The organism is Marinospirillum alkalitolerans (assembly GCF_045055655.1).
In the GTDB taxonomy this organism is placed as follows: Bacteria; Pseudomonadota; Gammaproteobacteria; order Pseudomonadales; family Halomonadaceae; genus Marinospirillum; species Marinospirillum alkalitolerans.
This window is the reverse complement of sequence record NZ_JBANFI010000001.1, coordinates 647,001-668,206: the sequence shown is the minus strand read 5'-3', so window position 1 is coordinate 668,206 and position 21,206 is coordinate 647,001. Positions and strand designations below refer to the sequence as shown.

Annotated in this window: 17 protein-coding genes and 4 tRNA genes; 8 read left to right on the top strand and 13 right to left on the bottom strand. The window is 54.4% G+C overall.

Translation table 11 applies throughout. The features are described from left to right. Positions 1-7: 7 nt before the first annotated feature. Positions 8-808, bottom strand: coding sequence for a FecR family protein (locus V6U78_RS03000; RefSeq protein WP_405337034.1), 801 nt, complete (start codon positions 806-808; stop codon positions 8-10). Positions 809-964: 156 nt separating this feature from the next. Beyond that, positions 965-1,858 carry a DUF1853 family protein gene (locus tag V6U78_RS02995; protein ID WP_405337032.1) on the bottom strand — a complete coding sequence of 298 codons (894 nt, stop codon included), beginning with the start codon at positions 1,856-1,858 and terminating at the stop codon, positions 965-967. Between the two features lie 32 nt (positions 1,859-1,890). On the opposite strand from V6U78_RS02995, the gene V6U78_RS02990 reads away from it, so the two are divergent. Both V6U78_RS02990 and folE2 read left to right on the top strand, forming a co-directional pair. Next, complete coding sequence (locus V6U78_RS02990) at positions 1,891-3,243, top strand: ABC1 kinase family protein (protein ID WP_405337030.1); 1,353 nt, start codon at positions 1,891-1,893, stop codon at positions 3,241-3,243. 83 nt (positions 3,244-3,326) lie between these two features. Further along, positions 3,327-4,244 (top strand): GTP cyclohydrolase FolE2, encoded by a 918-nt coding sequence (gene folE2 / locus V6U78_RS02985; protein WP_405337028.1) that lies wholly within the window; start codon positions 3,327-3,329, stop codon positions 4,242-4,244. A gap of 54 nt (positions 4,245-4,298) precedes the next feature. On the opposite strand, the gene V6U78_RS02980 is transcribed toward folE2, so the two are convergent. From V6U78_RS02980 to V6U78_RS02950, 7 genes are all read right to left on the bottom strand, one after another. Further along, positions 4,299-5,936, bottom strand: a complete 1,638-nt coding sequence (locus V6U78_RS02980; RefSeq protein WP_405337026.1) for an ABC transporter ATP-binding protein — start codon at positions 5,934-5,936, stop codon at positions 4,299-4,301. After that, on the bottom strand, positions 5,929-6,753 hold the full coding sequence (locus tag V6U78_RS02975; protein WP_405337024.1) for an ABC transporter permease: 825 nt from the start codon (positions 6,751-6,753) through the stop codon (positions 5,929-5,931). Before V6U78_RS02975 ends, V6U78_RS02980 begins: the two co-directional genes overlap by 8 nt. 14 nt (positions 6,754-6,767) lie before the next feature. Continuing rightward, positions 6,768-7,727 carry an ABC transporter permease gene (locus tag V6U78_RS02970; protein WP_405337022.1) on the bottom strand — a complete coding sequence of 320 codons (960 nt, stop codon included), beginning with the start codon at positions 7,725-7,727 and terminating at the stop codon, positions 6,768-6,770. Positions 7,728-7,743: 16 nt separating this feature from the next. Continuing rightward, on the bottom strand, positions 7,744-9,348 hold the full coding sequence (locus V6U78_RS02965; RefSeq protein WP_405337020.1) for an ABC transporter substrate-binding protein: 1,605 nt from the start codon (positions 9,346-9,348) through the stop codon (positions 7,744-7,746). 12 nt (positions 9,349-9,360) lie between these two features. Next, the gene (locus tag V6U78_RS02960) at positions 9,361-10,128 is read right to left on the bottom strand and encodes an HAD family hydrolase (protein ID WP_405337018.1); all 768 of its coding nucleotides are present in this window, start codon (positions 10,126-10,128) and stop codon (positions 9,361-9,363) included. A 527-nt stretch (positions 10,129-10,655) separates the two neighbouring features. Beyond that, on the bottom strand, positions 10,656-12,299 hold the full coding sequence (locus V6U78_RS02955) for an alpha/beta hydrolase (protein ID WP_405337016.1): 1,644 nt from the start codon (positions 12,297-12,299) through the stop codon (positions 10,656-10,658). Between the two features lie 119 nt (positions 12,300-12,418). After that, the gene (locus V6U78_RS02950; RefSeq protein WP_405337014.1) at positions 12,419-14,179 is read right to left on the bottom strand and encodes an ABC transporter transmembrane domain-containing protein; all 1,761 of its coding nucleotides are present in this window, start codon (positions 14,177-14,179) and stop codon (positions 12,419-12,421) included. Between the two features lie 108 nt (positions 14,180-14,287). Between V6U78_RS02950 and rarD the strand changes: the two genes are divergently transcribed. Continuing rightward, on the top strand, positions 14,288-15,163 hold the full coding sequence (gene rarD, locus V6U78_RS02945; protein ID WP_405337012.1) for an EamA family transporter RarD: 876 nt from the start codon (positions 14,288-14,290) through the stop codon (positions 15,161-15,163). Positions 15,164-15,322: 159 nt separating this feature from the next. On the opposite strand, the gene V6U78_RS02940 is transcribed toward rarD, so the two are convergent. The 4 genes from V6U78_RS02940 to V6U78_RS02925 all read right to left on the bottom strand — a co-directional run bounded on the left by V6U78_RS02940 (position 15,323) and on the right by V6U78_RS02925 (position 15,648). Beyond that, positions 15,323-15,397: transfer RNA gene (locus tag V6U78_RS02940), tRNA-Gly, on the bottom strand. A gap of 1 nt (position 15,398) precedes the next feature. Beyond that, positions 15,399-15,474: transfer RNA gene (locus V6U78_RS02935), tRNA-Glu, on the bottom strand. Between the two features lie 22 nt (positions 15,475-15,496). After that, positions 15,497-15,571 (bottom strand) — tRNA-Gly (locus V6U78_RS02930). A 1-nt stretch (position 15,572) separates the two neighbouring features. Next, positions 15,573-15,648 (bottom strand) — tRNA-Glu (locus V6U78_RS02925). A 210-nt stretch (positions 15,649-15,858) separates the two neighbouring features. On the opposite strand from V6U78_RS02925, the gene V6U78_RS02920 reads away from it, so the two are divergent. The 5 genes from V6U78_RS02920 (at position 15,859) to htpX (ending at position 21,072) form a co-directional block, all read left to right on the top strand. Further along, positions 15,859-16,623 (top strand): hypothetical protein, encoded by a 765-nt coding sequence (locus tag V6U78_RS02920; protein ID WP_405337010.1) that lies wholly within the window; start codon positions 15,859-15,861, stop codon positions 16,621-16,623. A 75-nt stretch (positions 16,624-16,698) separates the two neighbouring features. Next, the gene (ylqF, locus tag V6U78_RS02915) at positions 16,699-17,607 is read left to right on the top strand and encodes a ribosome biogenesis GTPase YlqF (protein WP_405337008.1); all 909 of its coding nucleotides are present in this window, start codon (positions 16,699-16,701) and stop codon (positions 17,605-17,607) included. A 5-nt stretch (positions 17,608-17,612) separates the two neighbouring features. Next, the gene (locus V6U78_RS02910; protein ID WP_405337006.1) at positions 17,613-18,785 is read left to right on the top strand and encodes a GGDEF domain-containing protein; all 1,173 of its coding nucleotides are present in this window, start codon (positions 17,613-17,615) and stop codon (positions 18,783-18,785) included. A 20-nt stretch (positions 18,786-18,805) separates the two neighbouring features. After that, the gene (locus V6U78_RS02905; RefSeq protein WP_405337004.1) at positions 18,806-20,020 is read left to right on the top strand and encodes a pyridoxal phosphate-dependent aminotransferase; all 1,215 of its coding nucleotides are present in this window, start codon (positions 18,806-18,808) and stop codon (positions 20,018-20,020) included. Between the two features lie 158 nt (positions 20,021-20,178). Continuing rightward, the gene (htpX, locus tag V6U78_RS02900) at positions 20,179-21,072 is read left to right on the top strand and encodes a protease HtpX (protein WP_405337002.1); all 894 of its coding nucleotides are present in this window, start codon (positions 20,179-20,181) and stop codon (positions 21,070-21,072) included. Positions 21,073-21,206: the final 134 nt, after the last annotated feature.

Genomic DNA, 21,206 nt, shown 5'->3' with positions numbered 1-21,206 from the left:
CTTGTTATTATTCAGTCAACCAATTCGCCAAGGCCTCTTGCACCGCCAGGGTTGACTCACTAACGGGGGCATCGATGGCATCCACTGAGTCATCGGCACCACTGAGTGTGAGCTGACGACCAGGTTGCAGATCCACCCCTCGCACAAAGGCCTGAAACTCAGCGCGCACTTGTTCGCGGTAATCTTGAAAGGCCTGATTAAAATCCTGCTGAAACTGCTGAAATTGCTGGCGCTGATAGGCGCGATATTCGGCAAAGGTCATTTCTTCAATCGGGCGAGCAAGGTAATAGGCCATCTCTTGACCATCCTGACGCTCGACTTCAACCGCGCCACGAAAAAGCGCGACATCATGCCGTTCGGCCTGTGCACTGACTAGAAAACGCGTGCCTTTGACGCCGATCACCACCAAGGGCGTCTGGGCAACAAACTGCCCGCCTTCACGACGGCTGACTTCAAACAAGGCCACGCCTTCTTCGAGTTCAAGCTGCTCTGCGCCACGCAATTGCAGGCGGCTTTGCTCAGCCAGAACCAGCTCGCCACCGGCATAGTGGATCAAAGCCTGCGCGCCGGTGACGGTTTGCACCTGATCTTCGGCACACAGTGCAAAAGGCAGCTCAAGTTGACGCAAGGGAAAGGGCGAAGGGGCTCGGGTCACACGCACTTGACCCTCGGTTCTGACCAGTTCGGCCAGAGGCAAGCAGGCCGGATCAGCTAAGGCGTCAACAGAATCAGCAGCAAAAGCGGGTAAGGAAAAGCACAGCGTGAGCAGTAAGCTAAGACTCGCCACGCGCAATGAAAGGAGCTTCATGATGATATCCAGTTTTGATATAACTTCTGAGCAGATGGAAGCGGCTCATGATCTACCATGAGCCAGATTTAATATAGAAGGAGAGTGTAAAAAAGCCTAGGTTTAATGTAGACCCAATACCTTTTATGTGACCTGTTTAAAGAAAGCAACACAGCGTTACGCTCTTTGCCCTGGCCAGCCATCCTCGACTAAAAACAAGCGCTTTACAGGCCCTGCCTCACTGCGCCATGCCAGCTGGACCGGCCAGGAGACCTGAGCCAGCTGTTGCTCTAGCCTTGAGGCCGAAACCAGTTGCTGCGGCAAGGCGAGCCAATGGGGTTTGTGCAATAGACAGGCCGCGAAGTTGGGCGGTGCCCCAGCCAGCCAGACGGTAAAATCAGAACGTGTCATCCAGTGACCGCGCCAATGCTGCGGGTGGGCTAACTGGGGCGAGGCAAGCTGCCCAGACCAAGGATAGAAAAGCACACCCGGCATCACCAGTTGGTGGCTGAGCCGTTCAAGTCGTGCACCGGCCACCGCTTGTAAGGCCGATTGGGCACGCGGATCACAGCTCAGCGCCAGCTGGCGCTGTTGCATCTGCTCGGCCTTGATGACCAAGCGATCTTGGCTGGCTGGTCCACGCCACATCTCGGCTTCACAGGCCGCATCGGGATCACCCAGATAAAATTTGATCGCCACCTCTAGATGAAAAAGGCGCTGGGTTGGATGGTGCCAGTAGAGAAAATCCAGCTCACCCAGCGTGCGCCCTAGCTCGCGAATCGCCAGATGATCGGCCACCAGCTCAACCGCTGGCGCGGCTTCAAGCAGCAGCTGCCATAAGGCCTCGTGATACTGGCCAAGGCGGCGTGACAGCAAAAGATTTGCTAATCTGGGTGGGTTGGTGAGCTGTTGCAGCCAGGCTTCAAAGCCAGCTGCATCCCAGCCGAGAAAATCCAGCGTCAACTGGGTCACCTGCGCACCTTGAATCAAGGGTGGTGCGCTCACCAGCCAACGCAGATCATCCATCAGACACGCTTGCTTCCAAGCTGGGTAGTGCGTCTGTTCATGCAAGAGATGCACTCCTTTCATTGAAGAGAGAAATCATGACCCAACGCCCTAGCCGTCCTTTGCCCAGCGGTCGTTTGACCCGTCTATCTCATTTTGGTCGCCTTGCTGTCGGCGTCGCTGGTGGTCTGGTTGGCGAGGGCGTACGCCGCTGGCAGCGCGGTGAGTCTTGGGATTGGCAGCAACAGGCGCTCAGTGCAGGCAACCTACAGCGTATCAGTGATCGCCTCTCTGAAATGCGCGGCGCAGCCATGAAGCTCGGCCAACTCCTCTCGATGGATGCCGGACATCTGCTGCCACCTGAACTGGCTAGTATTCTGGCAGGTTTAAGAAACCATGCCCATACCCTGCCTCTGTCTCAGCTGGAGCCACTGCTCAGCGCGGCCTGGGGCGCTGACTGGCCGTCCTCTTTTCAACGCTTTAGCTATCAACCCATTGCTGCAGCCTCGATTGGGCAGGTGCATGAAGCTTGGACAGTTTCAGGTCGCCATCTGGCCATCAAGGTGCAGTATCCGGGTGTCGTCGAGAGCATCGATCATGATCTGGATCAGGTCGCGACCTTACTGCGCTGGAGCCGCTTGCTACCGCCAGATCTGGATATCGCTCCCCTGCTGGCCGAAGCCAAGGCTCAGCTGCAACAAGAAGCCGACTACCTCTATGAAGCGCAGCAGCTCGAACAGATGCAGCGACAACTGGCGAGCGATCCCGATCTGATTCTCCCTCAGCTTGAAGCCTCTTTCAGCGGTGCCAAGATTCTGGCGATGGATTTTATTGGCGGTGAGCCCATCGATCAGCTGGCCAGCGCCAGCCAGGCAGAGCGCCACTTCTGGGTAGAAAAACTCTTTCGACTGCTGCTGCGCGAGCTTTTTGAGTGGCAGCACATTCAAACGGACCCCAACTTTGCCAACTATCTGCTGGATCTCAAACACCAGCGCCTGGGTCTGATCGATTTTGGCGCCGCGCGCACCTATCCGACCGCCCTCTGTCAGGCTTATCGCGCGCTATTACAGGCCTTGATCGCCGCAGATGCGCCGGCGCTACTGGCTGCTGCACAGCAAATAGGCTATTGCCGCCCGGGGATGACCGCCGCGCAGGAGGCTTGTCTCGTGCAGCTTTTACAGTGTGTTGGGCGCATCTTTGATGGCCCTTATGACTTTGCTGGTTCAGATCTGGTGGCCGAACTCCAGCAACTGGCCATGCGGCTGAGCTTCGAGCTGGGTTACTGGTATCAACCACCGCTAGAAGCCTTGCTGCTCCATCGTAAACTGGCTGGTTTATTTTTACTCGCTCAGCGGATGCAGGTCACCATCGATGTTCGGGCTGTGGTCGCACCCTATCTTGATCCAGCGACGCCGTCTCAACCAACATCTTCTCAACCAACACTTTCTTAACCGACAGCCACGCTCAACACAGAAGCAGATGACGCCAAGGCCAGATATGTTATAAGATAACACTTTTGAGCTAAGGAAGAATCATGAGCGCCTCTCTCCCCGATGTCGCCAGCCAAACCCACTCAAGCCTGTATTTGGATCAGGTCGGTATGGCAGGTATTCCCCTGCAACTGATATTTGATGATCAGCCAGTACAAGCGCGCGCCACGCTGACGGTCGATCTCGATCGTCAGCAGCGCGGCATTCATATGTCACGCCTTTATCTCGGTCTTGCAGAAGCCTTAGGTCAAGCCTCGCTGACTCCAGCAGGGCTGGTGGCTGCAGCAGAGCAGCTTCTGGCAACCCAAGGCTCTGGCAGCCAGCAACTCAGCCTGACGCTGGAATGGGAGCAGCTGCGTCTTGTCCCTGCGCTGCTCAGCCCACATCAGGGCTGGCAAGCCTATCCCATGCGCATCACTGTTGCGCATCAAGCTGGGCAGACCGAGCTGGTGGAACAGATCCGCCTGCTCTACTCCTCGACCTGCCCCTGTTCGGCCGCCTTATCCCGCGATGCTCTGGCCGAAGCGCTGGAAGCCGACTTTGCGCACCAACCGCTGGTGGCGCGTGAAGACATCCGCCACTGGATTCAAGCGCATGGCAGCCTGGCCACACCCCATAGTCAACGCAGCCAAGCGACACTCAGCTGGCGGCGAGCCGCTGAGCAGGCAAAAGCCTGGCAGCTGATCGATCATCTTCAGCGTGCCGAGCAGACGCTGGCGACCCCAGTGCAAACTGCCGTCAAGCGCACAGATGAACAGGCCTTTGCACTACGCAATGGGGCCAATCAGATGTTTTGTGAGGATGCGGCCCGTCGTCTCACCCAGATGATGGAAGAAGACAGCCAATGGCTGGAAGCCCATATTCAGGTGGCACATTTTGAAAGCCTGCATGCGCATGATGCCATCGCCAGTCGCTGGCTCAGCCGTCGTGCCACGCCTCGGCCGTGGTTGATGACCTTCTGATGGCCTAAGCCGCTCTTCTCCCTCGGCGTTGAGACGACACCGAGGGAGTCATGATCATGACGTCAGCTGCGCGCGTGCCGCCAGCGTCTCTTCTAACCATCCAAGACGCATTTGCGGCACAGAGGACAAGAGCTCTTCGGTATAGGCATCAAAGGGTGGGCTGAGTACCTTCTCCTTCGTGCCATAACGCACAACCTCGCCCTGAAACATCACGGCAATCGAATCTGCTATCGATTTCACCGTGGCCAGATCATGGGTAATAAAGAGATAAGCCACATTTTGCTGCTGCTGAAGCTTCAACAACAGCTTGAGGATGCCATCTGCCACCAGTGGGTCCAGCGCACTGGTGACCTCATCACAGATCACCAGCTTGGGCTCTGCTGCCAAGGCGCGAGCAATACAAACACGCTGCTTTTGACCGCCAGACAGCTCAGCAGGATAGCGGTGATAATAGCCATCCCCCATTTCGATCGCCTCAAGCAACTCCATCACCCGCTGGCGTCTTTTCTCGCCGCGCAAACCAAAATAAAAGGTGAGGGGGCGACCGATGATGTCACCCACGGTATGGCGCGGATTCATCGCCACATCCGCCATCTGATAGACCATCTGCAACTGGCGCAGATGCGCCTTAGGTCGCTGATCCAGCGCTGAGGCCAGCTGGATACCGTCAAACTCTATCTGCCCTTGGCGTGGCGGCAATAACCCAGTGATCACCCGCGCCAGCGTTGATTTGCCCGAGCCAGATTCTCCCACGACCGCCAGAGTCTGCCCCGCAGACAGTGCCAAATTGATGCCCTTGAGCACGCTCGGTGCTTTTTGATCTCGCCCATAGGCGGCATGAATATCCTGAATGGATAACAGCGGCTGCGAATCTGGCTGCTGAGCTTGATGCGTGATCGAGCGGACAGAAACCAGCGCTTGGGTGTATTCCTGCTGAGGGGTTTCAAGAATCTGGCGAGCCGAGCCATACTCAACACACTGTCCTTGGCGCAGCACCATGATGTCATCGGCCAGCTGCGCCACAACAGCCAGATCATGCGTGATATATAACGCGGCGACCCCAGTTTCACGAATGGCATTTTTAATCGCGGCCAAGACCTCGATCTGTGTGGTGACATCCAATGCCGTGGTGGGCTCGTCAAAAATAATCAGATCAGGTTCACAGCACAGTGCCATGGCCGTCATGGCACGCTGCAACTGCCCACCTGAAACCTGATGCGGATAACGCTCACCAAACTGCTCAGGATCAGGTAGCCCCAGCTGACGAAACAAATCTATCGCGCGCTTTTTGGCCTCTGACGGGGAGGCCAGCTGGTGTTCGAGCGTGGATTCAATGACCTGATCGATCAGCTTGATCGCTGGGTTAAAAGCAGCGGCGGCGGATTGCGCGACATAGGTCACCTCGCGGCCACGCAACTGGCGCAATCCACTGGGTGTTTCTTGCAGGATATTGCGCCCGTTCAGCCAGATTTCTCCACCTGTGATGCGCACACCACCTCGCCCATAACCAGCTGGCGTTAAACCCAGGGTTGATTTACCCGCACCGGATTCACCTATCAGGCCCAGCACCTGCCCGCGCGCTAAAGAAGCACTCACGCCATCCACCAGCGTGACTTCTCGTGCCGCCTCACCTGCCGCCTGCACCGTGACTTCTATTTTCAGATCTTTGATTTCAAGCAACAGGTTAGGCACGGCGACCTCCTTTTAAATCTGTAGCCCGCTTCAGCACCCAATCCGCGACCAGATTGACTGAGATCGCCAGCAGCGCAATGGCCGCAGCAGGAATCAAGGCCGCTGGCACACCAAAGGCGATACCTTGACGATTCTCACGCACAAGACTGCCCCAGTCTGCCTCAGGTGGCTGAACACCCAAGCCCAAAAAGGATAAGGAAGAAAGAAAGAGCACCGCAAAGACAAAGCGCAGGCCCAGTTCAGCAACCAGCGGAGGTAAGGCGTTAGGCAGAATCTCGCGAAACACGATCCAGCTGCGCTTTTCTCCACGCAAGCGAGCCGCCTCCACAAAATCCTGCACATGGATATCCACCGCCACTGCGCGGGCTAAGCGATACACCCGTGTTGAATCCAGCAAGCCCATGACCAAAATCAAGATCGGAATCGTGGCTGGCATCACCGACAAGACCACCAAAGCAAAAATCAGCGTCGGAATCGACATCAACATATCGACCAAACGCGACATCAGCTGATCGGCCCAACCGCCCAGCACGGCGGCCAAGATGCCCAGCACCGAACCCAGCGTAAAAGCCAAGGCCGTTGCCAACGCGGCAATCGCCAGTGTTGTTCTGGCACCATAGATGAGACGTGAGAGGATATCCCGCCCCAGGTTATCCGTACCCAGCCAGGCATAGTGCGAGGCAGGTTCCCACAGATCACCCACCAGCTCGTTGCGATCATAGGGTGCAATCCAAGGGGCAAAAATGGCAGCCACCACAAACAGGATGGTCAAGATCAGACCGATCAAGGCGGTCCAAGGTATTTGTTTGATATTCATCGATAACAGGCTCTTTACTTGGGATGGCGTAAGCGAGGATTGGCCAGTATCGCGATCACATCAGCCAGCATATTGACCAAGATATAAACGCTAGCAAAAATCAATCCGCAGGCTTGCACCACAGGCAGATCGCGACGGGCAACATGGTCGATTAAAAACTGGCCGAGGCCGGGATAAACAAACACCACCTCAATCACCACCACACCCACCACCAAGAAGGCCAGATTAATCATCACCACATTCACCACAGGTGAAATCGCGTTGGGTAAGGCATGTCGCCAGATGACCTTCAAGCCTGAAAGCCCTTTCAATTCAGCCGTTTCAATATAGGCAGATTGCATCACATTCAGCAGGGCCGCGCGGGTCATACGCATCATATGCGCCAGAATAATCAGCGTCAGCGTGGCGACCGGCAGCGCAATGGCATACAAGCGCTCGCCCAAAGGCATGCCTGAGTGCACAGTGGAAAGACTAGGAAACCACTGTAAATGCACCGCAAACACATAGATCATGATATAGCCGACAAAAAACTCCGGCAGCGAGATGGCCGTTAAGGTGCTGCCAGAAATCAGACGATCTGGCCAACGATTCTGATAGCGCACCGCGAGCAAACCCAGTAGGATCGCCAGCGGTACGGCAATCAATGCCGTCCAAAAGGCCAGAAACAGTGTATTGCCAAGGCGATCCCCGATGGCCTCAGCAATATCCCGCTGGTTTGACAGCGAGACGCCAAAATCACCCTGCAAGGCGCTACCTAACCAAGAGAAGTAACGCTGTAGAGCGGGCTGATCCAGCCCCATTTCGCGGCGTAAATTCGCCACCGCCTCAGGTGTGGCGGACTGGCCCAAAATGGATTGCGCCACATCCCCAGGAAGAAGTTCTGTGCCTGCAAAAATCAGTGCAGAGACAGCCAAAAGCAGCAGGAGGCCCAGCGCTATCCGCTGGGCAACCAGTTTAAAGACCAAGACATTCATCAGTTTTTTGACCCGTTTACGCCGTTAACCAGCACTGAGATAAGGCATAACCTGAGCACATTTCTCCCATTGGATGGGGTTTCCAGCCGCCAACACGATCACTGGTGGCTTCTAGATAATCGTTGAACATCGGCAGAATCAGTCCACCTTCATCACGCACCATCAACCCCATTTGACGATACAGGGCCTGACGCCGCTCCTGATCCAGCTCACCGCGAGCCTGACGCGCCAGCTGATCAAAATCAGCTCGCTGGAAATTGGTATCATTCCAATCTGCATCAGAGATATAAGCGGTGGAATACATCTGATCCTGCGTGGGACGGCCACTCCAGTAGGAAGCGCAGAAGGGCTGCTTATTCCACACCTCTGACCAGTAGCCATCACTGGGTTCGCGCTGCACGCGCAGATCAATTCCGGCCTGAGCCGCGCTTTCTCTGAACAGCTGAGCGGCATCCACTGCACCGGGGAAGGCGGTATCGGATGTTCGCAGCACAATCGGTCCGCTATGGCCTGAGCGCGCATAGTGGTAGCGTGCCCGATCCGGATCAAAACTGCGCTGCGGAATATCATCGGAGAAGAGCGGGTAGGCCGCGTTAATCGGCATATCATTCCCCACCGTGCCATAACCACGCAGGATGCGATTCACCATATCTTCGCGATCGATCGCCAGTTTAAGCGCCATACGCAGATCATTGTTATCAAAAGGCGCGGTATCTGTGTGCATAACAAAAACATAGTGCGCACGGCCTGAAACACTGCGCGGCACCACATGATTCAGGCGATTGAGCATGCCCATAATTCGCGGCTCAACGCGGTTGATCATATCCACCTGACGACTTTGCAGCGCGGCAACACGCGCTGAAGGATCATTGATCACCAGAATCTCGATCTCATCAGCATGTCCAAACTCTTCCAGATTCCAATAGTCTTCAAAGCGCTCCGCTCGCTGACGCACCCCCGGGTTAAACTCCGTCACACGATAAGGGCCGGTGCCGATGCCCGCTGCCGGCTGATCACGCCCCCCGTTAGGTTGAATAATCAGGTGATAATCCGACATCAAAAAGGGCAAATCCGCGTTAGGCTCAGTGGCGACCACCTCGACCTGATAACGCCCTTTGGCCTCAATGGACTGAATGCCACGCATAATGCCCAGCGCTCCAGATTGCGAGTTTTCATCCGAATGGCGCTGCAAGGTGGCGACCACATCAGCAGAGGTCATCTCTTCACCGTGATGAAAAAGCACGCCGCGACGGAGGTTGAAAGTCCAGGTGCGTGCATCTGGCGTGGCACTCACCGATTCAGCAAGACGTGGGATCAACTCACCTTCTGGCGAAAGATTGGTCAGGGTTTCTCCCCAAGACTGACCAAAAGAGTGCTGCACCTGACTGGTCCAACTGGCGGGATCGAGACTATCGGTTGACTCACCTCCCTGCATCCCCGCGCGCAGTGTGCCGCCCTTGATCGGTGTCTGCACCGCAGGGCTGGCAGCAAACAGGCCGCCGGAAAGCGGCAGGCTCACGCCTAAAGCGGCGGCATAGCCCAGAAAATCCCGCCGAGAAAGCTGGCCTTGACGCGCTTGTTCACTCAGATGTTGCAGTTGCTTCTTCTTTTGATCATGCATTGGAGTCGTCCTTTATGATGATGAGAATGAATCGAGAAGGGCGCAGTCGGTATAATCAGCAATCACCTGCTGTGCTGCGCTAAGATGTGAACGCTGATCTTCAGGGGCGATACCAATACCGGCCAGCAAACCCGCCGCTTGTGCCATTTGCATATCGCCATTCGAATCACCAAACAGCAGCGTTCGTTCTGGCAAGACGCCCAGCTGCTGACAGGCACGTTCGACCATTTGTGGGAAGGGTTTGCCCTGTTCGACCTGATCATGACCGATGACTACCGACATGGCCTGATCCAGTTGCAGCGCTTTTAAATGTGTCAAGGCACTGGCCTGATCATCCGAGGTCACCACACCCAAGCGCAGCCCAGCGGCCTGCGCAGCGGCAATCCAAGACTGCACGCCAGCCAGGGGTTGAATCCACTCTGCCCAATTCAAGGCAGACTCTGCGGCCATACGCGCCAGATGCACACAGCGCAGCGCGTCATTCCAGCCATAACCCGCCTGCTGATAGAGCACCTGCGCCAGGATCGTCAGCACATCATCCATCGAGCCAATCGCCAAGGGCCCTGTCGGATCAATCACCCGCCCCTGTTCTGCCTTGTACACGCCCAATGCCAGATCAAAATCGGCAGGCGTGGGTGCGCTTGACGCCTGACCAAGCTGCGCCACCACCGCATCCAACCAAGGGCACCAGAGGGTATTCAAGTTCAGCAGGGTGCCATCCTTATCGAAGAGCAAGGCATCAACATCGTAGATCTGCTGAGCAATACGTACCTGAGTCATATATCCACCTCTGCGACACCAGCACCTAATCGCATCTTGTAAAGGTCTGTTCCACTAGAGGGCAAGCTATCCAACATCACCATCCTTTTCTTGATCCTCATTCGCTGACCCGGCACACAGCCTTCGATCGCGTAACATGGGTGACACCGCAGGCGCGATGCGTGACTCGCTGAGCCAGACAGGCGTCTCAGCACAGGAGCAAAAGACATGAACAGGCCTAAAAGATCAGGACACCAGGCCCCTCAACCATAGACTTTATTCAAAAACCTAAATAAATGAGCTACTTATATTTTTTATTGAACGTTCATTCAATTTTTATACTACAAAAATAAGCGCTGAGTGTGAAGCTTTGATGACAGAATAGATGACTGATGAGTCAGATAAGATGACTGATTTCTGTGCAGGACGGCCGAGGCGCAAGAGGAATCAAGCGTGAACAATAAGAAGTGAAAAGTGCACCTATTAAGATGCACTGAGAAAAATCCAGCGATGAAAAAGAGAAATTCAGCCTGCTGGCTGCCGTGACATCAATTCCGCTGTGCCTGAAATAGGGCTTTCAGCCGCTGGATACTCCTCTCATCCCAGCCTTCTGGTTCCGTCAGCCCGAGCCACGCATCAATATAATGCTCGGGCGCATACTCATGGCCAAAACCCTTGGGCGCGATACCAAACATGGTATCAGCACCCAGCTGGAGCATCGTGACCAGCGGAAACCAGCGCAGATCAGGCGAGACATCCGGCCCTCTAGGGGCTTTCATCCAGTCGGGCTCCGTCCAGGCAATGCCGGGGCTGAAGAAGGTGACCGGATCACTGGCATATTGCAGATAGAGCAAGCGAAAGCTGCCCCAATCTTCACGGGCGTGATCCCATCCCTGCTCTTGGTTCATAAAACGTACCACCGCGCCACCTCGAAAGCTGGGCAACCAAGCAGGTGAATCAGCATCCCGCTGGGCTGTCACACGTCGCCAGGTGTTACTGCGAAAGGGAGGCCCCGCCCAAAGCGCACCGTGAAAAGGATCATCAATAATATCGAACAGATCAAAGGAGCGATCCGAATTCAGTGATCCCAGGCTAATCCCAGATAAATAAAGACGCGGACGGCTCTCCCTTGGCAGCTCACGCCAATAGCCATAAATACGCGAAAACACGGCTCGAGCTGTTTCTTCACCATAAGCCTGATTGGTCATCATCGTGAGCGGGCTATTCAAGTAGGAGTACTGAACAGCCACACTCGCGACATCACCACGATGCAGATATTCCAGCGTATCAATCGAGGAGGCATCGATCCAGCCTGTTCCCGTCGGGGTGATCAGCAATAGCAGCGAGCGCTCAAAACCACCGCTGCGCTTGAGTTCCTGCAAAGCTAGCTCAGCACGCTGCTGCGGTGTTTCTGCTGAAGCCAACCCCACATAAACACGCACAGGTGCGGCTGTTTCCTGGCCGAAAAACGCATGCAAACCTGCCTCGCCCGGTCCACCCGCCACAAAGCGTCGCCCCTGACGTCCCAGCTCTTCCCAGCTCATCAATGAAGCCTGACTGCCCGTCTGATATGCCGCCGTCGGGCGTGGCAAGTGGTCGTCAATCAAGGCATCAAGCTGTTTAAAGGAGTTGTTGGCGGTACGCATCAAACTGTTGATCAGCACCCCATCGATCACCGACCAGAAGAGCAGCAACACCACAACAAAGCTGGTCAGGTAAGAGATGCGCGGCGGAATATAATGCTGCCAACGCACTGCCAGCGCATGCAGAGCCCATTTGAACAAGCGTGCCACTGCCAGCATCAGCAAAAACACCAGCGCCACGATCAGTCCAAGATAAAACGGCTGGCTGTCGGTCAGCAGTTCCAACCCCATCATGCCGCGCAGTGCATTTTGCCACTCAGCTGCCTGCCAAGCGAAATGCAGCACAAAGATCAAGCACAGGACACTGGCGACCAGCTGAATCGCGCGCGCCCAGCGCAGATGAGGGCTTGGCAGCTGCAAATAGGACCAGAGCCAGAGCAAGACACTGCCCAATCCATAGCCAGCAGAGAAGGACAAGCCAGACAAGATGCCTTGGATCAAAATCGGTCTGGGTAGCAAAGAAGGCGTCAACGAAAAGGCAAAGAAAATCGTACCGATCAACAACCCGACTACATGGGGATACACGAGGGGAGAAGCCAAATAACGCATTATTTCATGTCCACCAATTACACTCATTGATAGGCTGAGAACAGAGTCATCCAGCCACACCAGACTGGATCACTTCACTCATTATGCAAAAGATCACACATCCGACATACCCGCCCGATTCAAGAAGCCTGCCGAAACTGTAACTCCGCCAACTGGCGATACAAGGCAGAAGTCTGCAAGAGCTCTTGATGGGTGCCCTGCGCCACCAGTCGTCCTTGATCCATCACCAAAATACGATCCGCGGCAATCACGGTGGCAAACCTGTGGGCGATCACGAGCGAGGTGCGTCCTTGCATCAGTCGATCTAAAGCCGCTTGCACTCTTTGTTCACTGGCCGCATCCAGCGCGCTGGTGGCTTCATCCAGCAGCAGCACGCGCGGATGACACAAGAGGGCGCGGGCAATCGCGAGCCTTTGGCGTTGACCACCAGAGAGCTGCACACCCCCTGGCCCTAACCAGGTCTGCATACCTTGCGGTAGTGCCTCAATAAAATCCAGCGCCTGAGCTTCAGCCGCCGCTTGGCGTATCTCTTCGATGCTGGCCTCTGGTCGTCCATAACGTATATTGTCTTCTGCGCTCCCTGTAAACAACACAGGTTCTTGCGCCACTAAAGCCAAACACGACCTGAGATCACGCGGATCGAAGTGTTTGATATCCACGCCATCTAAGGTCACCCGCCCTGCAAGAGGATCATAAAAACGCAGCAAGAGTTTAAGCAGGCTGGATTTACCCGCACCCGATGGCCCCACAAGTGCAACGCGCTCCCCTGGCTGCAATACCACTGAGATATCCTCAACAGCCGGTTGATCTTTGCGCGATGGATAGGCAAAGGTCACCTGCTCAAAGGCCACCCGCCCTTCAAGCGGCTTGGGTAAGGCCAGGGGGTGCTCTGGCGCGGCGATACTGGGCTGCGCCGCTAAGAGCTCTAATAAACGCTCGGCGGCGCCTGCCGCGCGTTGGACCTCGCCTGCAACTTCAGCCAAGGCAGCAATGGCACCGGCCGCAATCAATGCATAAAACACAAAAGCAGTTAACTCACCCGGGCTCATACGCCCAGCCAGCACATCGTGCCCACCTTGCCATAGAATAATGCCAACAGCCGTAAAGGTGATGAAAAGGGCAAAACCAGTGAGCAGCGCACGCTGAAAAATTCTGGCGCGCGCCGCCACAAAAGCCTCTTCAACACGACGACCATAGTGTTTTTGATCCTCTGCCTCATGATGAAAGGCTTGCAGGGTTTCGATGCCTTGCAACGCCTCACCGGCATAGCGGCCAAGTTCTGCCACTTGATCCTGACTCGAACGAGAAAGCCGACGCACACGCCGCCCAAACCAAATGACCGGAACCACAGCGAGCGGAATCCCCAGCAGCACCATCAGCGTCAGCCAGGGGCTGGTCATCAATAACAGCACAACAGCCCCAATAAAGGTCAACAGATTGCGCAAGGCTATCGACAGCGAGGAGCCAAACAGGCTTTGCAGCACACTGGCATCCGCCGTCAGTCGGCTTTGGATTTCACCCGCACCATTACGAAAAAAGTACTCGGGTTCAAGCGTAAGCAGATGATGAAAAACCTGGGCGCGTAGATCCGCCGCTAAACGCTCGCCAATCCAACTCACCAGATAAAAACGACAAGCCGAGGCCAGCGCCATGATCGCGACGACGCCAAGCGTGCCCATCAGCGCCCAGTTCAACCACTGGGCATTTCCTGATGCAAAACCCAGATCGACGACCAAACGCAAACCCTGCCCTAATAAAAGCACACCACTGGCCGCCACCACCAAGGCGATCGCTGCGCACAACAGACGCAATTTATAAGGTCGCAAAAAGCTAAGCAGTGGCAGCAGAAAGCGTGGATGCGCGCGCGAAGAAGTGGTCATAGGCTTCCAGATGGAGTGAAATAAGAAAAATAGACTCGTCAGCCTAAAATAACACAAGACAGCCGATACGAGGGTGATAACATACTCTGTTTTTCTGGAGTTGCGCGCATGCAAGGTTTAGCACTGGCTATCGCTGCCTATGTGATCTGGGGTTTCTTCCCACTGTTTTTCCATCAACTGAACTCGGTGCTGCCAACCGAGATTCTGGCGCATCGCGTGATCTGGGCCTTGGTGTTCACCCTGGGCATGATTATGCTGCTCGGCCAGGCCAAGGGCCTCAAAAAGCTGCTCCAACAACCACGCACATTGGGCTGGCTGGCCCTTTCTGGATTGCTGATCAGCTCCAATTGGCTGGTCTTTATCTGGGCGGTGAGCCAAAACCGTGTGCTGGAGGCCAGCCTTGGGTACTTCATTTCACCCTTGTGCAGCCTGTTAATAGGCTGGCTCCTGCTCAAAGAAAAGCAACACCCCTTACAACTCACCGCAGGCGTCATCGCGGCTCTGGCCATCATCTGGGAATTAGTAAGCCTAGGGCAGCTGCCGTGGATACCGCTTTTTCTGGCCTTAACAGTTGGCTTTTATGGCCTGATACGCAAAAAACAAGCAGTGGATTCGATTCAAGGCCTGACAGTGGAAACGCTGTGGATGCTGCCTTTTGCTCTTGGCTGGTTGATCTGGATGCAGCTTGCTAACCTCCCGGTCGTCTTTAGTCATGATGCGCCACTTTCTTGGCTACTGGTGGCCTCTGGATTGTTGACGGCGACACCCCTGCTACTCTTTGCTGCCGCTGCCCGCCGACTCGATCTTTCTATCGTCGGTTTTATTATGTATATCAACCCGATTATGCAGTTTATCACGGCAGTTTGGATTCTCGGTGAAAGCTATCCGCACCAAAGGCTGATCACTTTTTTACTCACTTGGATCGCCATACTGGTCTTTATGCTGGGTCTCTGGCGAGCCAGGCGCACAAAGGCCAAGGCGTAAAAACGCACGCCGAGCACGGATGCTGCAAAGAAGAGAAAAAATCAGGCAAGGAGACATCAAGACAGGTGTCTCCTGACAGGAAGGCGCGACAGGGCTTAAGCGCATCGGTTGTGCACCCCCAAACGCAAAAAACCAGCCCGAAGGCTGGTTCTTAGAATCTGGAGCGGGAAACGAGATTCGAACTCGCGACCCCAACCTTGGCAAGGTTGTGCTCTACCACTGAGCTATTCCCGCTTGGCGTCCCATAGGGGGTTCGAACCCCTGTTACCGCCGTGAAAGGGCGGTGTCCTAGACCACTAGACGAATGGGACAAAAAATCTTTACAGAACATAATGGAGCGGGAAACGAGATTCGAACTCGCGACCCCAACCTTGGCAAGGTTGTGCTCTACCACTGAGCTATTCCCGCTTGGCGTCCCATAGGGGGTTCGAACCCCTGTTACCGCCGTGAAAGGGCGGTGTCCTAGACCACTAGACGAATGGGACATGACTTGCTCTGTTCAAGATGGCGCGTATCTTAAAGAGACATCCTCCATGTGTCAACTCTGTTTTGCATTTTTTTTGCAAAGCCAACAAAACACCCTCTGTCCGCTAAAATATCAGGCACATGATTGTCATCACGCTAAGCTTTGTAAGATACTTAGGCGCTGGAGTTTCAGATCTGATCTAGCAAAGATAAGCTTGCGGGAGCACAGGATGGTCATCATTTTAGTCCTCGGCGGGGTGTTTGCTTTTGCCCTACTGTTGGTATTGGTTGTATTTGCTCGACAGCAAAACGAGAAAAAGAGAATAGAAGAACTACGTCGTATTCGCGTTCTTGGCGATCGCGCTCGGCAAATCCAGCTGCTTTTAGAAGAGCTGCCTCCTACTTATATCTCGCAGGATTTCAGGATTTTTCTGGCCACCCAGTGGATCGAGCTGCTGCACGAGATACAAAACTCAAGCGGCCAGGATGCCAAGCTGACCAGCGAGCTGGAAACAGCGCAAAACAAGCTCAATACCATGCGCAGCAGCAACCAGCCTCAGCATAAGCCCGTAACGGACATACAGCTGGCCAATGCCGTACGTCGCAACCTCAAGCTGCTCAATAAGTTGATCGTGGCCATGTACCAAGATCGCAAAATTTCACATCGTATTGCTCAGACTTATCTCAATGAGATCAAACAGGCTTTCACCCAAACCATGGTTGAGGTCTTTCAAACTGGAGCACGCAAGGCTGAACTCGAAGGCAATCTGCGCCTTGCCGTTGTTCACCATAAACGCATCATGAGCGAGTTGAATCGCAACAATCCCAATGGCATCAATAACCAGCTGCTGCTTGAGTCACGCCAGATGATCCATCAATTAGAAGAACAGATCGCACTTTCTGCCGAAGCGAACGACAACCAGCTGGCGAACAGTGTTTCTGAGATGATCGATGAAGCCGACAGCTGGAAGAAAAAACAAATCTATGATGACTAAGACGCCTCTGATCAACGTAGCCTCAGCAAGCCGCTGCTTTTTTGCCTCACCCCACCCTGAACACAGCAGAGATTTATGACAATCAATTGGTATCCGGGCCATATGCACAAGGCCCGCAAAGAAATCAAAAAAGCCCTTCCTGAGATCGATCTAGTGATCGAGTTGGTCGATGCACGCCTGCCTTTTTCAAGCGCCAATCCAGTATTGGGACAATTGATCGCGCATAAGCCCCGCCTTAAGCTTCTTTCTAAAAGTGATCTGGCTGATCCACAACTCACCCAGGCTTGGGTCGAGCATTTTGAGCAGGACAGCCAGATGCGTGCCCTGCCGATTGTCACCACCGACAAGAAAACCCTGCAACCCATCGCACGCCTATGCGCACAGCTCACCAGCCATATCCGTGAAAGCCGCTCGGTGAAGGCGCTGGTGATGGGTATTCCCAATGTCGGCAAATCCACCTTGATTAACTCCCTGGCGGGCAAAAAAATCGCTAAAACAGGCAATGAGCCAGCGGTGACTCGGCGTCAGCAAAAGATTCAAGTTGGTGATCGCCTCCAGATCATCGATACACCTGGCGTGTTATGGCCCAGAATTGAATGGCCAGATTCGGCTTACCGCCTTGCCGCCTCGGGGGCGATTCGTGATACCGCGATGGACTATGAAGATGTCGGCTTTTGGAGCGCACAGGATTTGCTACAGCGCTACCCTGAGCGATTAATAGCACGCTATAAGCTGAAAGAGCAGCCAGACAGTGCAGCCAGCCTGCTTAAGCTGATCGCTGAAAAACGGGGTGGCCTCAGAGCGGGTGGCGAAATAGATTACCACCGCGCTTGCGAAGTCTTATTACATGATCTGCGCGGCGGCCAGCTTGGGTTGATCACCCTCGAAGCACCAACAGAAATCCCCACTGAAGAGATGCTGCTGGCCTTGCGTGAAACCACTGATTTAGGGCAAGATGCGCCTGAATTTAAAGAGGAATCCTAGCTATCATGCCCCACACTGAGCGTCGGCGCTTTTCTTTAGGCCTCAAACTGCGTAATCCCTGGCATCCACGCTGGTTGCCAGCTTCTTTACGCGATACGCTCAGTAACCGTCATCATTCGCATGATTTCAACTGTGCACGCAGCGAATATCTACGCAGCCGACTGGTGTTTGTCGCCAGCGCTTTTTTCCTGCTGGTGCCCTTGTGGTTTTTGGTCGATCTGCTGCTGCTCCCACGCGGCCACACCTTGGAACTGCTGATTGGCCGCAGCCTGCTCATGCTCAGCCTCGCCTTTGTGCTTTATCGCTTGCTGCGCAGTCGCCAGAATCTGAATCGCGTGCGCAATCTGCTTGCCGCCACCTTGTTGCTGCCACTGATTTTTTATGCCGCGCTGGCCTGGGCCATCGGACCCAGTCTTGGCTCGCTGGCTGGCTATAACTTTATCCCTCTGCTGCTGGTGGCTTTTATCAGTGTTTTTCCGCTGACCTTAATCGAAGGCTTTGGCGTTGGTTTTGCTGTCTGTCTCTTAGAAGCCTTTGTGCTTTATCACCTCGGTGAGCTCACTTCGATTGCGGGCCTGCAAGAAATCTGGCTATTGGGCACTGTGTTGTGTATTTCTTTATGGGCCAATCATTCTCAGGTGAGTGCGCTGATGCGCCTTTATCGTCAAGCCAGTATGGATAGCCTCACGGGGCTCCTGAATCGTGGTGTCCTGCTGGAACAGCTGGATGACTTACAAATACAGCGTCAAGAAGCGCTGAGCGAAGGCCGTGCGGCGCCCCCCGTCTGTTTACTCATGTTTGATTTGGATCGTTTTAAGAAGATCAATGATAGCTACGGTCATTCGATTGGTGATCATGTACTGCAAGAGTTTGCCAGCATCCTACGCAAAGAGGTGCGTAAATCAGATTTAGTCGCACGCTATGGCGGAGAAGAATTTATGGCCGTGCTGCCAGGTGCGACCAAAGAGGCTGCCACTCAGATCGCCGAGCGTATTTTACAAGGCTGCGCCCATGCCGACATCCACGCGCATGATGGCCAGCCCGTGCCCTTTACCACCAGTATTGGCATTACCCAGCTGCGTGATCAGGAATCCCTCGATTCAGCCCTGCAAAGAGTGGATCAGCGTCTTTATGCTGCCAAGCATCAGGGACGCAATTGCTTTATTGATGCCGACTAGCCTTCTTTTAGGATCTTGTTATGAATCCCTTGCGTAAATCCAGTAAGTTAAACCACGTTTGTTATGATATTCGCGGCCCGGTATTACAAGAAGCCAAACGCCTCGAAGAAGAAGGCCACCGTGTTCTGAAGCTCAATATCGGCAACCCTGCCCCCTTCGGCTTTGAAGCACCGGATGAGATTTTGCAGGATGTGATGCGCAATCTGCACCAGGCGCAGGGGTATAGCGACTCCAAGGGCTTGTTCTCTGCACGCAAAGCGGTGATGCAAGAATGCCAGCGCAAGGGCATTGCCAATGTGGCGATTGAGGATATTTATCTGGGCAATGGCGTCAGCGAACTGATCGTGATGGCAATGCAAGCACTGCTCAATGATCAGGATGAAATTCTGATCCCTGCGCCAGACTATCCCTTGTGGACTGCGGCTGCACGCTTGGCTGGTGGCAATGCTGTGCATTATATCTGTGATGAGCAAAGCGACTGGTTCCCCGATATCGAGGATATCAAGAAAAAGATCACCAAGCGCACGCGGGGTATTGTGATCATCAACCCCAACAATCCTACTGGGGCGGTCTACTCCACCGAGCTGCTGCAACAGATTATTGATCTGGCACGCGAACATCAGCTGGTCGTTTTTGCTGATGAAATCTACGACAAGATTCTCTATGACGAAGCCCAGCATACCTCGATTGCCAGCCTCGCCGATGATCTGGTCTTTTGTACCTTTAACGGCCTGTCAAAAAGCTACCGTGTCGCTGGTTTTCGCTCTGGCTGGTTGATTGTCTCTGGTGCCAAGCATCTCGCCAAGGACTATCACGAAGGACTGAATATGCTGGCCTCGATGCGCCTATGCGCCAATGTGCCCGCACAATATGCGATTCAAACGGCACTCGGCGGCTATCAGAGCATCCAAGACTATATTCTGCCCGGTGGCCGCCTGTTGGCCCAGCGCGATAAAGCCTATGAGCTGATCACGCAAATCCCTGGCGTAACCTGCACCAAGCCTCAGGGTGCCTTGTATATGTTCCCGCGTCTTGATCCGAAGGTCTTTAATATCCAGAACGATGAGCTGTTTGCGTTGGATCTGCTGCGCCAGGAAAAACTCCTGCTGGTTCAAGGCACTGCCTTTAACTGGGTACAGCCGGATCACTTCCGCCTCGTGACCTTGCCGCGCGTTGATGATTTGGAAGATGCGATTGGCCGCTTGGAGCGTTTCCTGTCACGCTATCGTCAATAAAACACATCAGCATCACGCGCAGTATCTGGAGTCGTCAGGCGGCTCCAGTTTTGTGCTGCCTCCTGCGCTGCCCTGTGAACCGCTCAAGACCTTGAAACCTTTTATCTTTGCCCTAATCTAAACCCCAGAATCACTAAAAAATGAGGAGTAACACACCTATGATGCGTATTGGGCTCTTTTTGCTCACCAACCTGGCGATTATTGTCATCGCCAGTATTACCCTGAACCTGTTGGGCGTGGGCAGCTATCTTGATGCCAGCGGTGGGTTGAATCTCACCAGCCTGCTCATCTTCTGCTTTGTCTTTGGTATGGTCGGCTCGGGCGTGTCCTTGCTCTTGTCAAAATGGATGGCCAAAAGAAGCACTGGCACGCAGGTCATTACTCAACCCCGCAATCAGCAAGAACAGTGGCTGATGCAAACTGTGGCAGAGCTGTCGCAGAAGGCAGGCATTAAAATGCCGGAAGTTGGTATTTTCCCTTCACACCAATCCAATGCCTTTGCCACCGGCTGGAACCGCAATGATGCGCTGGTTGCCGTGTCGACGGGCCTGATGGAGCGTATGCGTCCTGAAGAAGTACGTGCCGTCCTCGCCCATGAGATTGGCCACGTTGCCAATGGCGATATGGTCACCCTGGCGCTGGTGCAAGGCGTGGTCAATACCTTCGTCATGTTCTTTGCGCGCATTATCGGCCATACCGTGGATCGCGTTGTGTTCAAAAATGAACAAGGCCATGGTATTGCCTTCTTTGTGACCACGATTATTGCTGAGATTATTCTGGGCATTCTGGCCTCAGCAATTGTGATGTGGTTCAGCCGCTACCGTGAATATCGTGCCGATGCCGCTGGCGCACATCTGGCCGGTGCTGGCGCGATGATCAATGCCCTGGAGCGTTTAAAAGCCGAACAGAACCTGCCTAATGAGATGCCTGATAGCCTGACTGCCTTTGGCATCAATAAAGGCCAAGCGCAAAGCATGATTCAAAAGCTCTTTTCAAGCCATCCACCACTGGATGATCGCATTGCGGCTCTGCGCCAGCGCGCTTATCAGTAACAAAAAGCCAAGGGCTAGATCACTTTAGCCACTGTCAGCGAGATTAGACGGCCACCTTCGGGTGGCCTTTTTGTTGCGCGCGGCTCCACTTTTTCTCTAAGCCTAAAGGCTAAATCTAAAACCTGACGGTGACT

Coding starts and splice junctions, on each gene's coding strand:
- V6U78_RS03000 (WP_405337034.1), bottom strand. CDS start 808: ATGAAGCTCCTTTCATTGCGCGTGGCGAGTCTTAGCTTACTGCTCACG.
- V6U78_RS02990 (WP_405337030.1), top strand. CDS start 1,891: ATGACCCAACGCCCTAGCCGTCCTTTGCCCAGCGGTCGTTTGACCCGT.
- folE2 (WP_405337028.1), top strand. CDS start 3,327: ATGAGCGCCTCTCTCCCCGATGTCGCCAGCCAAACCCACTCAAGCCTG.
- V6U78_RS02975 (WP_405337024.1), bottom strand. CDS start 6,753: ATGAATATCAAACAAATACCTTGGACCGCCTTGATCGGTCTGATCTTG.
- V6U78_RS02970 (WP_405337022.1), bottom strand. CDS start 7,727: ATGAATGTCTTGGTCTTTAAACTGGTTGCCCAGCGGATAGCGCTGGGC.
- V6U78_RS02965 (WP_405337020.1), bottom strand. CDS start 9,348: ATGCATGATCAAAAGAAGAAGCAACTGCAACATCTGAGTGAACAAGCG.
- V6U78_RS02960 (WP_405337018.1), bottom strand. CDS start 10,128: ATGACTCAGGTACGTATTGCTCAGCAGATCTACGATGTTGATGCCTTG.
- V6U78_RS02955 (WP_405337016.1), bottom strand. CDS start 12,299: ATGCGTTATTTGGCTTCTCCCCTCGTGTATCCCCATGTAGTCGGGTTG.
- V6U78_RS02950 (WP_405337014.1), bottom strand. CDS start 14,179: ATGACCACTTCTTCGCGCGCGCATCCACGCTTTCTGCTGCCACTGCTT.
- rarD (WP_405337012.1), top strand. CDS start 14,288: ATGCAAGGTTTAGCACTGGCTATCGCTGCCTATGTGATCTGGGGTTTC.
- V6U78_RS02920 (WP_405337010.1), top strand. CDS start 15,859: ATGGTCATCATTTTAGTCCTCGGCGGGGTGTTTGCTTTTGCCCTACTG.
- ylqF (WP_405337008.1), top strand. CDS start 16,699: ATGACAATCAATTGGTATCCGGGCCATATGCACAAGGCCCGCAAAGAA.
- V6U78_RS02910 (WP_405337006.1), top strand. CDS start 17,613: ATGCCCCACACTGAGCGTCGGCGCTTTTCTTTAGGCCTCAAACTGCGT.
- V6U78_RS02905 (WP_405337004.1), top strand. CDS start 18,806: ATGAATCCCTTGCGTAAATCCAGTAAGTTAAACCACGTTTGTTATGAT.
- htpX (WP_405337002.1), top strand. CDS start 20,179: ATGATGCGTATTGGGCTCTTTTTGCTCACCAACCTGGCGATTATTGTC.